The organism is Mesorhizobium sp. M3A.F.Ca.ET.080.04.2.1, assembly GCF_003952525.1.
Classification (GTDB): domain Bacteria; phylum Pseudomonadota; class Alphaproteobacteria; order Rhizobiales; family Rhizobiaceae; genus Mesorhizobium.
On sequence record NZ_CP034451.1, the window covers coordinates 2,747,024 to 2,762,520 of the forward strand.

Annotated in this window: 14 protein-coding genes; 10 read left to right on the forward strand and 4 right to left on the reverse strand. The window is 63.0% G+C overall.

The annotated features are described in order from the left end of the window. The first annotated feature begins 41 nt into the window (after window positions 1-41). Window positions 42-986: an NAD(+) diphosphatase gene (gene nudC, locus EJ074_RS13120; protein WP_095806586.1), complete on the forward strand. Its 945-nt coding sequence runs from the start codon at window positions 42-44 to the stop codon at window positions 984-986. A gap of 16 nt (window positions 987-1,002) precedes the next feature. Then, window positions 1,003-1,302, forward strand: coding sequence for a Dabb family protein (locus EJ074_RS13125; protein WP_095806587.1), 300 nt, complete (start codon window positions 1,003-1,005; stop codon window positions 1,300-1,302). Between the two features lie 9 nt (window positions 1,303-1,311). Here EJ074_RS13125 and EJ074_RS13130 read toward each other — a convergent pair whose 3' ends face one another. Next, window positions 1,312-2,175 (reverse strand): prephenate dehydratase, encoded by an 864-nt coding sequence (locus EJ074_RS13130; RefSeq protein ID WP_129553507.1) that lies wholly within the window; start codon window positions 2,173-2,175, stop codon window positions 1,312-1,314. 26 nt (window positions 2,176-2,201) lie between these two features. Continuing rightward, the gene (locus EJ074_RS13135; RefSeq protein ID WP_095806589.1) at window positions 2,202-2,930 is read right to left on the reverse strand and encodes a 3-deoxy-manno-octulosonate cytidylyltransferase; all 729 of its coding nucleotides are present in this window, start codon (window positions 2,928-2,930) and stop codon (window positions 2,202-2,204) included. A gap of 191 nt (window positions 2,931-3,121) precedes the next feature. On the opposite strand from EJ074_RS13135, the gene EJ074_RS13140 reads away from it, so the two are divergent. From EJ074_RS13140 to EJ074_RS13170, 7 genes are all read left to right on the forward strand, one after another. Then, window positions 3,122-3,775 carry a cytochrome c family protein gene (locus tag EJ074_RS13140; protein WP_095806590.1) on the forward strand — a complete coding sequence of 218 codons (654 nt, stop codon included), beginning with the start codon at window positions 3,122-3,124 and terminating at the stop codon, window positions 3,773-3,775. Window positions 3,776-3,992: 217 nt separating this feature from the next. Then, window positions 3,993-5,870 carry an extracellular solute-binding protein gene (locus EJ074_RS13145; RefSeq protein WP_129553508.1) on the forward strand — a complete coding sequence of 626 codons (1,878 nt, stop codon included), beginning with the start codon at window positions 3,993-3,995 and terminating at the stop codon, window positions 5,868-5,870. Beyond that, complete coding sequence (locus EJ074_RS13150) at window positions 5,870-7,747, forward strand: extracellular solute-binding protein (RefSeq protein ID WP_129553509.1); 1,878 nt, start codon at window positions 5,870-5,872, stop codon at window positions 7,745-7,747. The genes EJ074_RS13145 and EJ074_RS13150 overlap by 1 nt, the downstream gene beginning before the upstream one ends. 30 nt (window positions 7,748-7,777) lie before the next feature. Further along, entirely contained in the window at window positions 7,778-8,878 is a 1,101-nt protein-coding gene (locus EJ074_RS13155) for a microcin C ABC transporter permease YejB (protein ID WP_095806593.1), read from the forward strand. After that, window positions 8,878-10,017: an ABC transporter permease gene (locus tag EJ074_RS13160; RefSeq protein WP_095806594.1), complete on the forward strand. Its 1,140-nt coding sequence runs from the start codon at window positions 8,878-8,880 to the stop codon at window positions 10,015-10,017. The genes EJ074_RS13155 and EJ074_RS13160 overlap by 1 nt, the downstream gene beginning before the upstream one ends. Further along, on the forward strand, window positions 10,014-11,642 hold the full coding sequence (locus tag EJ074_RS13165; protein ID WP_095806595.1) for an ABC transporter ATP-binding protein: 1,629 nt from the start codon (window positions 10,014-10,016) through the stop codon (window positions 11,640-11,642). Before EJ074_RS13160 ends, EJ074_RS13165 begins: the two co-directional genes overlap by 4 nt. A 92-nt stretch (window positions 11,643-11,734) precedes the next feature. Beyond that, window positions 11,735-12,676 carry a glyoxylate/hydroxypyruvate reductase A gene (locus EJ074_RS13170; RefSeq protein ID WP_095806596.1) on the forward strand — a complete coding sequence of 314 codons (942 nt, stop codon included), beginning with the start codon at window positions 11,735-11,737 and terminating at the stop codon, window positions 12,674-12,676. Here the strand turns inward: EJ074_RS13170 and EJ074_RS13175 are convergent. Beyond that, window positions 12,670-13,056 carry a hypothetical protein gene (locus tag EJ074_RS13175; protein ID WP_095806597.1) on the reverse strand — a complete coding sequence of 129 codons (387 nt, stop codon included), beginning with the start codon at window positions 13,054-13,056 and terminating at the stop codon, window positions 12,670-12,672. The genes EJ074_RS13170 and EJ074_RS13175 overlap by 7 nt on opposite strands. Before the next feature lie 72 nt (window positions 13,057-13,128). Beyond that, window positions 13,129-14,043, reverse strand: a complete 915-nt coding sequence (locus tag EJ074_RS13180; protein WP_095806598.1) for a methyltransferase domain-containing protein — start codon at window positions 14,041-14,043, stop codon at window positions 13,129-13,131. A gap of 208 nt (window positions 14,044-14,251) precedes the next feature. Here EJ074_RS13180 and EJ074_RS13185 point away from each other — a divergent pair, with 208 nt between their 5' ends. Further along, window positions 14,252-15,262 carry a ligase-associated DNA damage response exonuclease gene (locus EJ074_RS13185; protein ID WP_095806599.1) on the forward strand — a complete coding sequence of 337 codons (1,011 nt, stop codon included), beginning with the start codon at window positions 14,252-14,254 and terminating at the stop codon, window positions 15,260-15,262. Window positions 15,263-15,497: the final 235 nt, after the last annotated feature.

The window sequence follows — 15,497 nt, forward strand, 5'->3', positions numbered from 1 at the left end:
ACTGACGCCTCACACCGTTCCGAACAATTTTTCGAGTCCCCATGAGCTTTCGCCTGTTTGACGCGCCATTGCGCGAGCCGAGCCAGTTCGTCGGCTTTGCCGGCAATCAGATCGACCGGCAATCGGAAAACCGCGCCGACGACGCCGTGGAAAAGGCGCTCGCCGACCGATCGACGCGGCTCCTGCTGATGCATGGCGGCCGGCTTTATCTCAAGCTGGAGGACGGCAGATTCGATCCCTGGTTTGGGGCGGCGGAAAGTCAGCCCTACGAGGCCTCGCTCGAGCGCGGCGTGCTGCTCGGCATTTCCGACAGCGGCCCGGTGCTGGCCGTGCCCGCCGGCATCGAGCCGGAGAGTCTGCCCGAGACGGTCAAAGCGATCGACTACCGCTCCGTCTATATGCAGGGACTGATCGACGAGGGCGCGGCCGGAGCGCTGGCGCAAGGGGCGGCGCTGCTTGCCTGGCATGCCAGCCACGCCTTCTGCAGCAAATGCGGCAATCCTTCGGAAATGCGGGCGGGCGGCTACAGGCGACACTGCCCGACCTGCGGCACCGACCATTTTCCGCGCACGGATCCGGTGGCGATCATGCTGACGGTGACGCGCGAGAAATGCCTGCTGGGGCGCGGACGCCATTTCGCGCCGGGCATGTATTCGGCGCTTGCCGGCTTCATCGAACCGGGAGAGACCATCGAGGCGGCGGTGCGCCGCGAGACGCTGGAAGAAGCCGGGATTCGGCTCGGCCGCGTCGTCTACCATGCCAGCCAGCCCTGGCCGTTCCCCTATTCGCTGATGATCGGCTGTTTCGGCGAACCGCTCAACGAGGATATCCAGGCCGATCTCAACGAGTTGGAGGACTGCCGCTGGTTTGCGCGCGAGGAGGTCCGCTCCATGCTGGAGCGAACGCATCCCGACAATCTGATCACGCCGCCGAAAGGGGCGATCGCGCATCACCTCATCCGCGCCTGGGTCGACAGCGCGCAATGAAAGCCGGAGAGGGGCAATGATCCGTCACACCGTCGTGTTCACGCTGAAGCATGCGCCGCATTCTCTGGAGGAGAAGCGCTTCCTCCATGACGCCAAGAAGATCCTCGCCGGGATCAAGGGCGTCACTCATTTCGAGCAGTTGCGGCAGGTCAGCCCCAAGAACGACTATCGCTTCGGCTTCTCGATGGAGTTCGCCGACCAGGCCGCCTACACCCGATACAACGAGCACCCCGACCATGTCGCCTTCGTCCGCGACCGCTGGATGCCGGAGGTCGAGGCGTTCATGGAGATCGATTACGTGCCGCTCGGGTTTTAGCTCGTCGGCCTAATCCGCGATCTTCCACTGCTCGCGCGACGCGCTTGCCGGATAGACGCCGAGGATCCGCATCTCGCGCGAGAAGAAGCGCAGTTCGTCGAGCGCCAGCTTGACCAGCGGATCGTCGGGATGGCCCTCGATATCGGCATAGAACAGCGTCGCGGTGAAGGCGCCGAGTTGGTAGCTCTCGAGCTTGGTCATGTTGATGCCGTTGGTGGCGAAGCCGCCCATGGCCTTGTAAAGCGCGGCCGGCACGTTGCGGACGCGGAAGATGAATGTGGTCATCATCTTGGCATCGGCCGACGGGCGTTCGGCCCATTGCTTGTTCTTGGTCAGCACGACGAAGCGGGTGACGTTGCTGTCGGTGTCCTCGACATTCTTCTCGAGTATGTCCAGGCCATAGAGTTCCGCGGCGAGCGCCGGCGCGAGCGAGGCCATGGTCCGGTCCTTGAGCTCGGAAATCAACTTCGCCGAACCGGCGGTGTCGCCGGCGACCACCGGCTTCCAGCCATTCTTGCGGATGTATTTGCGGCACTGGCCAAGCGCATGAATATGGCTGTGCACGGTCTTGATCTCTTCGCGCCTGACGCCGGGCAGCACCATCAGCTGGAAGTGGATCGGCAGAAAATACTCGCCGACGATATGCAGCCTGGATTCCGGAAGCAGATGGTGGATGTCGGCGACGCGCCCGGCGATGGTGTTCTCAATCGGGATCATGGCGAGTTCGGCCTTGCCGGTCTCGACCGCATTGAAGGCATCCTCGAAGGTCGGACAGGGCAACGGCTGCATCGACGGGAACATGTTGCGGCAGGCGGTGTCGGAGTTGGCGCCTGGTTCGCCCTGGAAGGAAATTCTGTTGATCTTTTCGGGCATGCGCCAAAGTCTCTCTTGCGGAGGTCTCAGTTTGAAAGAATTCGCCTTGCGCGCTCGAGATCGGCGGGCGTATCGACGCCGAGCGGCAGCGATCGGACGATTTCGGCGTCGATGCGCATGCCGGCTTCCAGCGCCCGCAACTGCTCCAGCCGCTCCCGGCGCTCCAGCGGCGACGGCGTCAGCGCCACGAAGCGTTCGAGTGCAGCGCGCCGATAGGCGTAGAGGCCGATGTGGTGGTAGAGGGGCCCCTCGCCCCAGGGTGCTGTGGCACGCGTGAAATAGAGCGCCTTGAGCCGGGTCTCCGACAGCGGCGAGCCGACGATCTTGACGACGTTCGGGTTGGTCTTCTCCTCGTCGCGGACGATCTCGACGCCGAGCGTGGCGATGTCGACAGCGGCGTCGGCGAAAGGCCGCAGCGATGCGCCGATGATTTCGGGATCGATGGTCGGGAGGTCGCCCTGCACATTAACGATGGTCTCGACCTTGTCATGCGGATCGAGCGCGGTGAGCGCCTCGAAAATGCGGTCGGACCCCGATTCATGATCCGACCGTGTCATGACCGCTTCGAAGCCATGCGAGCGAACGGCGTCCGCAACCGCGTCGCTGTCGGTCGCCACGACGACGCGGCCAAGCCCGGCTTCGGTTCCGCGGCGCGCGACATGCACGATCATCGGCACGCCGGCAATGTCTGCCAGCGGCTTGCCCGGCAGGCGCGTCGAGGCCATGCGGGCGGGGATCAGGATCAATGTCGACATGGGACTTTCGAGGCGGCCGGGAAAGCGGATGGAAAGTGGCAAAAGGTCTCACTGGAAGCGCCCTTATAGGTGTTGCAACGCCGAAGCAAAAGACCTAGTTTCCGCGCGATTTAACCGGCCTTCGAGGCCGTTCGCGATACCGACGGACGGAGTGGACGGGATGGTCCGCCGGAAAAGGGAGCAAGGGGCGTATGGATTCCAACGAAGTCAACAAGCTGCTCGGCGGATTCCTCGGTACCGTCTTCATCGTGTTTTCGGTGGGCATCGTCTCGGATGCGCTGTTCGCCTCGCCGGCGCCCGAGAAGCCCGGCTTCGCCATCGAGGCGGCCGAGCCGACCGAAGGCGGCGCCGCTGGACCTGCCGCCGAAGCCAAGCCGATCGCAGACCTGCTCGCCACCGCCAATGTCGAGGCGGGCGCGGCCGTCTTCAAGAAGTGCCAGGCCTGCCACTCCGGCGAAAAGGGCGGCCCCAACAAGGTCGGCCCTGATCTGTGGGACATCGTCGACCGCCCTGTCGCCGAGCATGAAGGCTTTGCCTATTCGGCCGGCATGAAGGATTTTTCGAAGGGCGGCGCCGAGAAGTGGACCTACGATAATCTCAACCACTTCATCAACGCGCCGAAGAAGTTCGTGAAGGGCACGGCCATGGGCTTCGCCGGCCTGCCCAAGGATGAAGACCGCGCCAACGTGATCGCCTATCTGCGCACGCTGTCGGACAGTCCGAAGCCGCTGCCGCAGCCGGGTGCTTCGGCCGAAGCCAAGCCCGCCGAAGGCGCGAAGCCGGCGGAAGCCGCCAAGCCGGCAGAAGGAGCCGCGCCGGCAAAGCCGGCGGCGCCCGCTCAATAAACAATTTGTCATTGAAGGCAACCTCAGAAAAGCCGGGTTCGTTCCGGCTTTTCTGTTAGGAAAACCGCATACGTGGCGACAAAAGCCGTCGCTTGCGGTTTTCACCGGCGTCAAATGATCTAGATTGCCGGTGGGCGAAGCAATTCCAGGAAAAGTGGGATCCGGTTTCCGTTCGGAATTGCGTCAAACGCTCGAAGGCTCGTGACGAGGAGAACGCATGACGGTGGGCCGCTCCCCGACATTTTTCGCATCGCTGGCGGTTGCCTTTATCGTCAGCCTGCAGGCCAGCTTCGCCGACGAATGGCGCACCACCTCCTCGCTAATCGGTCCCTCCAAGTACGGCGACAACTTCCAGCGCTACGACTACGTCAATCCGAACGCGCCGAAGGGCGGCACGTACAACACCGTTGTCGTCGGCACTTTCGACAGCTTCAATCCCTACATCGTGCAGGGGTCGCCGGCGGCCGGCTTCGCAGAGTTCGGCGGCGGGCTTCTCTACGACACGCTGATGGATCAGGCGACGGACGAAGGCAGCGTCAGCCATCCGCTGGTCGCCGAGGCCTATAAGTATCCCTCGGATTATTCGTCCGCGACCTACCGGCTCAACCCTCGAGCCAAATGGCATGACGGCCAGCCGATCACCGTCGACGACGTGATCTGGTCGTTCCAGGTGCTGAAGGCCAACAGCCCGATGTACAGCCGCTATTTCGAGAACGTGACCGAAGCGGTCGCCGTCTCGGATCGCGAGGTCGAGTTCCATTTCAACCAGAAGGGCAATCGCGAATTGCCCAAGATCCTTGGCGATCTGGTTGTGTTGCCGAAGCACTGGTGGGAAGGCACCGACGCCAGCGGCAAGAAGCGCGACATCACAAAGTCGACGCTCGAGCCGCCGCTCGGTTCGGCAGCCTACAAGATCGCCAGCTTCAAGCCAGGTTCGGAGATCGTCTGGCAGCGCGTGCCCGACTACTGGGGCGCCAAGCTGCCGGTGAAGATCGGGCGCGAAAACTTCGATACCCAGCGCTTCACCTACATCCTGGATGACAACGCCGCCTGGCAAGCTTTCACCAAAGGCGGACTTCAAGATATCAAGTCGGAGAACAGCTCAAGGCGTTGGGCGACATTTTACAATTTCCCCGCAACCAAGGCCGGCGACGTCATCAAGAAAGAGTTCAAGACCACCTCGCCGGAGCCGATGCAGGCATTCATGCTCAATCAGCGGCGGCCGCTGTTCCAGGATCGGCTGGTGCGAGCGGCGCTGACTTATCCGTTCGACTTCGAGACGATGAACCGCACGCTGTTCTTCAACTCGAACACGCGCACGCAGAGCTATTTCCAAGGCACCGAGCTGGCGTCGAGCGGGCTGCCGCAAGGCAAGGAACTGGAAATTCTGGAAAAGTACCGCGACAAGCTGCCTCCCGAACTGTTCACGCAGGAATTCAAGCTGCCGGTCTATGACTCGCCGCAGTCGGAACGGAAATATCTGAAGCAGGCGGTCGATCTTTTCGCCCAGGCGGGCTGGGTGATCAAGGGCGGCAAGATGGTGAACGCCAAGACCGGTCAGCCGTTCAAATTCGAGGTCCTCGGCGCGGCCGACACGGATCAGGTCATCTCCAGCCCCTGGATCGCCAATCTGCGCAAGATCGGCGTCGATGCGACGCTGCGCATCATCGATCCAACCCAGTACATCAACCGCCGCAACAATTTCGACTATGACGTCATCATCGGCCAGCTCGGTCAGTCGGAATCGCCCGGCAACGAGCAGCGCGATTTCTGGAGCTCGAAGGCTGCGGAGACGCCGGGATCGCGCAATTATTCCGGCATCAAGAATCCAGTCGTCGATGCGCTGGTCGACCGCATCATCTTCGCCACCGACCGCGAGGACCTCGTCGCCGCCACCCATGCGCTCGATCGGGTGCTGTTGTGGAACTACTACGTCGTGCCGCAATATTACCGCGCGGTGGTGTGGCTCGCCTACTGGAACAAGTTCGGCATGCCGCAGAAGCAGCCGAGCTACCGCGGCGTCGATATCGATTCCTGGTGGATCGATCCCGACAAAGAAAACGCGCTGGCAGCCAAGTACAAGGCACTCAACTGATGGGGCGGCAGCCGGTGCTTCCTCGTCGCGACTTCCTGGCGCTCGGCGCGGCGGCGACCGCCGCAGCGCTGCTGCCGGGCCTGGCTTTCGCCGAGACGCCGACCGGAGTCAAACTGCATGGCCTGTCGGCCTTCGGCGACTTGAAGTACAAGCCTGACTTCACGCATTTCGACTATGTCAATGTCGACGCACCGCAGGGCGGCACGTTCAATTTCCTGCCGCCGAACTGGGGCGCAAATCAAAGCCCGCTCACCTTCAACACGCTGAATTCCTTCGTTCCCAAAGGCGATTCACCGCAACGGATGGAAATGTGCTTCGACCAGTTGATGGTGAGGGCGTTCGATGAGCCCGACGCCGTCTACGGGCTGGTCGCCGAGAGCGTCACGATTTCAGACGACCGCAACAGCTTCACCTTTTCGTTGCGCCCGCAGGCACGCTTCCACGACGGCACGCCGCTCTCGGCCGAGGACGCCGCCTTCACCTTCAAGCTGCTGAAGGACAAGGGTCATCCGGACTACGCGCTGCCGTTGACGCATCTGGTAGACGCCGTCGCCGTCGATGCTCATACGCTGCAGCTCAAATTCTCCGGCAAGCACACGGCACGCACGATCCTCAACGTCGTCCTGTTTCCGATCCTGTCGAAGGCCTTCTACACGGCCAACCCATTCGATTCCTCGCAGATGAACCCACCCTTGGGTTCAAGCGCCTACAAGGTTGGGCGCTGGTCGGCAGGGAGATGGATCGAATATGAGCGGGTGCCCGACTATTGGGGCAACGACCTTCCGGTCAATCGAGGTCAGAACAATTTCGGGCGGATCCGCGTCGAGTTCTACCAGGACCGCAACGTTGCCTTCGAAGCGTTCAAGAAGGGGGAAATCCTCTACCGCGAGGAATTCACCTCCCGTGTCTGGGCCAAGCAGTACGACTTTCCGGCCGCCGTCGCCGGCAAGGTGGTCAAGCACGAATTCCCTGCGGATACGGTGCCTGCCATGCAGGCCACCGCCGTCAACCAGCGGCGCGAGCAGTTTCGCGACCCGCGTGTGCGCCAGGCCATCGCGCTCTGCTTCGACTTCGAATGGACGCGACGCAATTTCTTCTATGGCTCCTACCAGCGCTCGCAGTCCTGCTTCGAGAAATCGGATTTTCGCGCCGAAGGCACGCCGTCACCGCAGGAACTGGCGCTGCTGGAACCGTTGCGAAATCAGATCCCGCCCGAGACTTTTGGCGAAGCGGTGACCCAGGCAGTATCGAACGGTTCCGGGCGCGATCGCAAGCTGCTGAGCCAGGCGGTCAAGCTCCTCGCCGATGCCGGCTGGAAGCGGTCGGGCGACTTTGTCAAGAATGACAAGGGCGGACAGCTGTCGGCCGAGATCCTGGTCGACGACGAAACCTTCGAGCAGGTTTATGCGCCTTGGGTGGAGAACATGAAGGCTGTCGGCATCCATGCCTCCATCCGGCTCGTCGACGCGGCGCAATATCAATTGCGGCAGAATTCGTTCGACTTCGATCTCATCTCCGCTGCTTTCTCGTTCACCGCGACACCGACCCGCGACGATCTCGAAATCTTCTTCCACTCGCGCACCGCGGCCATATCGGGCTCACGCAACCTGCCGGGAACGGCAAGCCCGGCGATCGACGCACTGATCGATGCCGTCGGCGCAGCCAAGGACCGCGAAACCTTGACGATCGCGATGCGCGCGCTCGACCGGGTCTTGCGCGCGCGGCGCGATTGGATTCCAAGTTGGTTCGCGGCGAATCATCGAAGCGCCTATTGGGACATGTTCGGCTTTCCCGAGCACAAACCCGATTTCGGCTTCCCGGTCGAAGCGCTGTGGTGGGTCGACAAGGGCAAGGCGGCGAAAATTGGCAAAGCCTGATACTCACATTCATAAAGGCCCGGCAGGCTGATGGGCGCCTATATACTGCGCCGCATCCTGCTGATGATCCCGACGCTGTTCGGCATCATGGCGATCTCCTTCGCCGTCATCCAATTCGCTCCTGGCGGCCCGGTCGAGCAGGTGATCGCCAGGCTCACCAACCAGGGCGGGACCGATCGCCTCGGTGGCGGCGGCGGGGACGCCGGCGCCAACGCTCCCAATTTCGACGTCGCCGGCGACGTCAGTTCGAAATATCGCGGCGCGCAGGGGCTGGATCCGGAATTCATCAAGAAGCTGGAGAAGCAGTTCGGCTTCGACAAGCCACCGCTCGAGCGCTTCGGCATGATGCTGTGGAATTATTCCCGCTTCGATTTCGGCGACAGTTATTTCCGCGACATCTCGGTGCTCGACCTGATCCTGGAAAAGATGCCGGTCTCGATCTCGATCGGGCTGTGGATCACGCTGCTCTCCTACCTGATCTCGATTCCGCTCGGCATCCGCAAGGCGGTTCAGGACGGCTCCACCTTCGACGTCTGGACAAGCGGCGTCGTCATCGTCGGCTACGCCATCCCCGGTTTCCTGTTCGGCATTCTTTTGATGGTGCTGTTTGCCGGCGGCTCGTTCTGGGACTGGTTCCCGCTGCGCGGCATCGTCTCCGATAATTGGGACCAACTGTCCTGGCCTGACAAGATCATCGACTATTTCTGGCACATGACGTTGCCGTTGACGGCGCTGGTCCTGTCGGCCTTCGCCACCACGACGCTGCTGACCAAGAACTCCTTCCTGGAGGAGATCCGCAAGCAATATGTAGTGACCGCGCGCGCCAAGGGCCTGTCGGAGAGCAAAGTGCTTTACGGGCATGTCTTCCGCAATGCCATGCTGATCGTCATCGCTGGCTTTCCCGGAGCCTTCATCTCGGCCTTCTTCACCGGGTCGCTCTTGATCGAGAACATCTTCTCGCTCGATGGCCTCGGCCTGCTCGGCTTCAAGTCGGTGATCGACCGCGACTATCCGGTGGTCTTCGCCAATCTCTACATCTTCTCGCTACTCGGCCTGTTCGTCGGCCTGCTGTCGGACCTGATCTATACCTGGGTCGATCCGCGCATCGATTTCGAGCGGAGAGACATCTGATGGCGCAGGCAGCCGCCGAGACCACTGCGCGCCGGCCCGCCCGGCCATGGCTGTCGCCGCTCAACCAGCGGCGGCTGCAGAACTTCAAGGCGAACCGGCGCGGCTTCTGGTCGCTTTGGATATTCCTCGTCCTGTTCGTGCTGTCGCTCGGTTCCGAACTCATCGCCAACGACAAGCCGATCATCGCCTCCTACAAGGGCGAGATCCTGTTTCCGGTGCTGGTCGCCTATCCGGAAGAGAAGTTCGGCGGCTTCTATGCGGTGACCGACTATCGCGATCCGGTCATCCAGGACGAGATCAATGCCAATGGCTGGATGATCTGGCCGCCGGTTCGCTACTCCTACCAGACGGTCAACAACGCCATTCCGGAAGCGGCACCCGCCAAACCCTCCTGGCTCTACGACAGGAAGGCGCGCTGCAGCCAGTATCCGCAAGGCGAGGCCGACCCCAACTGCATCGTCGGCAACTGGAACTGGCTCGGCACCGACGACCAGGCACGCGACGTGCTGGCCCGGCTCATCTACGGCTTCAGGATCTCGGTGCTGTTCGGGTTGATCCTGACGATCGGCTCCTCGCTGATCGGCGTCGCGGCGGGCGCGGTGCAAGGCTATTTCGGCGGCTGGACGGACCTTCTGTTCCAGCGCTTCATCGAAATCTGGTCGGCGATCCCGGTGCTCTATCTCCTGCTCATCGTCGCCGCCATCCTGCCGCCCGGCTTCTTCATCCTGCTCGGGCTGATGCTGTTGTTCTCCTGGGTGGCGCTGGTCGGCGTGGTGCGGGCCGAGTTCCTGCGCGCGCGCAACTTCGAATATGTCAACGCGGCACGGGCGCTTGGCGTGCCCAACCTCACCATCATGTTCCGTCACCTTCTGCCCAACGCCATGGTGGCGACGCTGACCTTCCTGCCCTTCCTGCTCTCAGGCTCGATCTCGACGCTCACCTCGCTCGACTATCTCGGCTTCGGCCTGCCGCCGGGCTCCGCCTCGCTCGGCGAACTGCTCAAGCAGGCGCAGCGCAACCTCAACGCGCCGTGGCTAGGCATCTCGGGCTTCATCGTGATTTCGCTGATGCTGTCGCTGCTGGTCTTCATCGGCGAAGCGACGCGCGACGCCTTCGATCCGCGCAAGACGTTCAAATGAGCGAGCCGCTGCTTTCCGTCCGTGACCTCAGCGTTGCCTTCGCACAGGGCGGCATGCAGTCGGTTGCCGTCGATCATATCTCCTTCGACATCGCCAAAGGCGAGACGCTGGCACTCGTCGGGGAATCCGGCTCCGGCAAGTCGGTGTCGGCACTGTCGGTGCTGAAGCTCCTGCCCTATCCCACGGCCAGCCATCCCTCGGGCAGGGTCCTGTTCCATGGCGCCGATCTGCTGAGCGCCAACGAGAAGGCGTTGCGCGGCGTTCGCGGCAACAAGATCACCATGATCTTCCAGGAGCCGATGACCTCGCTCAATCCGCTGCACACGATCGAGCAGCAGATCGTCGAGGTGCTGAAGCTGCACCAGGGGCTTGGCGACCGGCAGGCGCGGGCGCGGGTGCTGGAATTGCTGACCGAGGTCGGCATCCGCGATCCGCAGAAGCGGCTCGACGCCTATCCGCACCAGCTCTCGGGCGGCCAGCGCCAGCGCGTCATGATCGCCATGGCTCTGGCCAACGAGCCGGAGCTGCTGATCGCCGACGAGCCGACGACGGCGCTCGACGTCACCGTGCAGGCACAGATCCTCGAGCTGCTCGCAGGCCTGAAAAGCCGCAAGGGCATGTCGATGCTGTTCATCACCCATGACCTCGGCATCGTCAGGAAGGTCGCCGACCGCGTCTGCGTGATGACCAAGGGCAAGATCGTCGAGACGGGCCCGACCAAGGACATCTTCGCCAACCCGCAGCATGCCTACACCAAGCACCTGCTGGCCGCCGAGCCGAAGGGCAAGCCGCCGGCGGCGAATGCCAACGCCAAGGCGGTGATCACGGGCACGGACATCAAGGTCTGGTTCCCGATCAAACGCGGCTTCTTCCGCCGCACCGTCGACCATGTGAAGGCGGTGGACGGCATCGACGTGACGGTTCGCGCCGGGCAGACGCTCGGCGTGGTCGGCGAATCCGGCTCCGGCAAGACGACGCTCGGGCTGGCGCTGGCCAGGATGATCTCCTCGACCGGCACGATCAATTTCAACGGCCGCGACATCAACGAGCTTTCGTTCAGCGCCATGCGGCCGCTGAGAAGCGAGATGCAGATCGTCTTCCAGGATCCGTTCGGGTCGCTCAGTCCACGCATGTCCATTTCCGAGATCATCGAGGAAGGGCTGAAGATCCATGCATCGAAGCTGACCCCCGACGAGCGCGACGACAAGGTGGTCGAGGTGCTCAAGGAAGTCGGGCTCGATCCCGAAACGCGCCACCGCTATCCGCATGAATTTTCGGGCGGCCAGCGCCAGCGCGTCGCCATCGCCCGCGCCATGGTGCTCAATCCGCGGTTCGTCATGCTCGACGAGCCGACCTCGGCGCTTGACATGAGCGTGCAGGCGCAGGTGGTGGATCTGCTGCGCAACCTGCAGGCAAAGCATGATCTCGCCTACCTGTTCATCAGCCACGACCTGAAAGTGATCCGCGCCCTTGCGAACGACGTGATCGTCATGCGCAACGGCCAGATCGTCGAAGCCGGACCAGCCGAACAGATTTTCGGCAGCCCCCAGACCGACTATACAAGGGCTCTGATCTCTGCTGCATTCCGCATCGAGACGGCCCCGTCCGGCGTGGTGAGCGAGTAGCATATTTGCTTTGCGCAATTCCGGACGGAAAACCGCTACGCACTTTTCCTGGAATGGCTTCAGGGCCGACACAACAGAGAAGAAATCCGAGAATGGAAAAAGGCAAAGTCCTGCTTGCCCTTACTGGCTTTCACCCGCAACGCTGGCACGAATTGCTGTCGACCGAACGCGAGGTGGTGCTGGAGCCCGCGGGCCCGAGCGATCCCTCGATCGACTATGCGGTGGTGTGGAAGCACAAGCCCAACCTGCTCTCCGGGCTGCCCAACCTGCGCGCCATCTTCTCGGTCGGCGCCGGCGTCGACCACATCTTCGCCGATCCCGGCTTGCCGGATGTGCCGATCGTCCGCGTGGTCGCCGACAATCTGACGCAACATATGACCGAATTTGTCGCCTGGCGGGTCCTCGACCATCACCGCCAGGGGATGCTCTATCGGGCGCAACAGTCAAAAAAGATCTGGCACGAACCGACGCAGCGCGCGGCCAACGATATTTCCGTTGGCATCATGGGGCTTGGCAATCTCGGCCGCTCGGCAGCGTCGGCGCTCTTGTCGCTTGGCTTTGCGGTCAATGGCTGGTCACGCAGCGATCGGCCGATGAAGGGGGTTTCGACCTATTCCGGCGAAGCGGGACTGATCCCGTTCCTCAACGCCACGGACATACTGGTGGTGCTGTTGCCGCTCACGCCGCAAACGCAGGGAATCATCAATTACGGCGTGCTGAAGGAGTTGCGCAAGCGCAATGGCCTCGGCGGCGCGGTGCTGATCAATGCCGGCCGTGGCCGGCTGCAGAGGGACGCCGACATCCAGCGCGCGCTTGATGACGGCACGCTGAAGGAAGCGAGCCTAGACGTTTTCGAGGTCGAACCGCTGCCGAAGACCAGCCCGCTGTGGGGCCATCCGAAAGTGTTCGTCACGCCGCATGCGGCGGCGACCTCCGACCCTACGCATCTGGTGCCGATCATGCTTAGACAGATGGCCGCCTTCGAGCGAGGCGAGAAGCTCGACAATCTCGTCGACCGCGAAGCGGGTTACTGAGGCTGCGAAGCAGGCTTCGAACCGGGAAGCGCGAGCTTGTCGTTCTTCTTCGGCTTGCCGCAATCGCGCCTTTCGATCGAACGGCTCATGGCATCGATCTCGCCGCTTGCCTTGTCGGTATCCCGCTGCGCCTTGGAGCGCATGTCCGGCGTGAAGGGACCAAAGCCCATCGCCGGATTGGAGAAGGTCGGCTTTGCCGTGACCGGCAGATTGTATTGTTGCGCCAGCGCGTTGCGGTTGGCCAGCAACTGATCGCAGGGCACGCTGTCATATTGCAGCGAGGACTGGACATTCTCGTCCTGGCGTTCCGACATCGAGCTGCCGCCGACGCAGCCCGCCACCGCCAGGCAAGATGCCAATACCAGCATGTTCCAGCGCATGGGTCCCTCCTGCGATCTCCGCGCCGTCCAACCCGACACGCGATTCGGGCTTTTTCGCAGCAAGATCACCGTTCAAATCTTCGACTTCTCCGCCACGACGGCCAAGCCCTCGACAGGCTCGCGGCGGTCGTGCCGGATGACCGTGCTGTCCAACGACCGGATCGAAAAGCCGCTCTCGGTCAGGACCCTGCGAACATAACCTTCGGAATGCGCGTAGCGCCGCGATGGCGTCAGGGCAAAATCTGTGCCGTCGGCAAGCGTCTCGACCGAGAACGCAAACACGCCGCCGTCGACCAGCGCCTCGGCAATGGCCGCGACGATGCGTTCCAGCGCGCCGACATAGATGAAGACGTCGGTCGCGACGACGAGGTCGGCTTTCGCGCCGGATTGGGAGAAATGCTGCAGATCAGCCTTGGAAAGCAGATCGTAGACGCCCTTGGCGCGCGCCTTCCTCAACATCCCGACCGAGATGTCGTAGCCCTCGAGCCGATCGACCATGGGCCGCAGTTTTTCGCCCATCAGCCCGGTGCCGCAGCCAAGGTCCAGCGCGAGCCGAAAGCGGCCGGGCCTTGCCGCACGAATGGCCAGGGAGAGAAACTGCGGTATACGGTAGCCGAGTTTTTCGACCAGCGACTCCTCGAAGCCATCGGCAAAATGATCGAAGAGCGTTTCAACGAAGGCGCTGGGCGGGGCTGTCGAGGCCGGCGCATGGCCGATCAACTGCAGCTTGAGCGCGGCGCCCAACCGGTCTGTCGCGTCCAGCTTCAGCGCCATGCTCCAGGCCTGGACGGCCTGATCGGAAAGGCCGGCCGCCTCCTGCATCTCGCCGAGGCGGAACCAGCCGGCCGCCCATTGCGGCGCAAGCTCCAGCGCGCCCAGCAAAAGCTCCGCCGCCTGCGCGGGCTCGCCGCAGGCGAGCAGCATCTCGGCGAAGTCGGCGCGGCGGTCGGCGCTCAAATCGCCGGACGAGGCCTGAAGCGGTTTCATGGTCGAAGGATCTCACCCGGCGATGGCACCGGCGGACGGTTCCAGAGCATGATCCGAAAAGTGGGAACAGCTTTTCGGAGAGAGATCATGCTCCAACAAAGAGTTGGATCGTGACGGCGTTTCAACGAAACGCGTCACGATCTAGGACGAGTCAGCAGTCTCTTGCAACAGGCTTCCCGCCACGCATTTAGCCACTATCTTGAAGACGATGCGCGCCAGCGACCTGCTCAAGCCACGGCCGGAAGGGCTCTACTGTCCGCCCGGCGATTTCTTCATCGACCCGGTGCGGCCGGTGGGCCGCGCGCTGATCACGCACGGCCATTCCGACCATGCCCGCTCCGGCCACCGCTCGGTGCTTGCCACGCAAGAGACGCTCGACATCATGGCACTGCGCTATGGCGAGGATTTTGCCGGCAAGAAGCAGGCCGCCGTGCTCGGCGAGACGATCGATCTCAACGGCGTTTCCGTAACCTTCCATCCAGCCGGGCATGTGCTCGGCTCGGCGCAGATCGCCGTCGAACACCGTGGCATACGCATCGTCGCCTCCGGCGACTACAAGCGCCAGAAGGACGGAACCTGCCTGCCGTTCGAGCCGATCCCTTGCGACGTCTTCATCACCGAGGCGACCTTTGGCCTGCCGGTGTTCCGGCATCCGCCGGACAGCGAGGAGATCGCCCGGCTGCTCAAATCGGCGGCGCAGTTTCCCGAGCGTTCGCATCTCATCGGCGCCTACGCGCTCGGCAAGGCGCAGCGCGTGATGCGGCTGCTGCGCGACGCCGGCTATGACAGGCCGATCTATATCCACGGCGCGCTGGCCAAGCTCAGCGAATACTACCAGCGCCAGGGAATCGATCTCGGCACGCTGGAGCCGGCGACGGTCGAAAGCGGCGGCAAGGCCGATTTCGAAGGTGCGATCGTCGTCGGTCCGCCGGCCGCCTTCGCCGACCGCTGGGCACGGCGCTTCCCCGACCCGATCGCCTGCTTCGCGTCGGGCTGGATGCGAATCCGCCAGCGCGCCAAGCAGGGCGGCGTCGAGCTGCCGCTGATCATTTCGGACCATGCCGACTGGGACGAGCTGATCGCCACGATCAAGCAGACGGGAGCCGGGGAGATCTGGGTGACGCATGGCCGCGAGGAAGCCCTGGTGCGCTGGTGCGAGCTCGAAGGCATCGCGGCCCGGCCGCTGCATCTCGTGGGCTATGAGGACGAGGGCGATTGATGCAATACCGATCACCAATCTCCGCCGCTGCACTCTACGGCGCCCCCCTCTGGCCTGCCGGCCATCTCCCCCTCAAGGGGGGAGATCGGCAGCTTCAGCGCCGGCGCATCTCCTGCGACGCCGAAGACTGGCGAAAGCCGGCGCGACATCTGATCTCCCCCCTTGAGGGGGAGATGGCCGGCAGGCCAGAGGGGGGCGCCGCGCGCTGGCTTTCGCTATTGGCCAGGCTCACCCA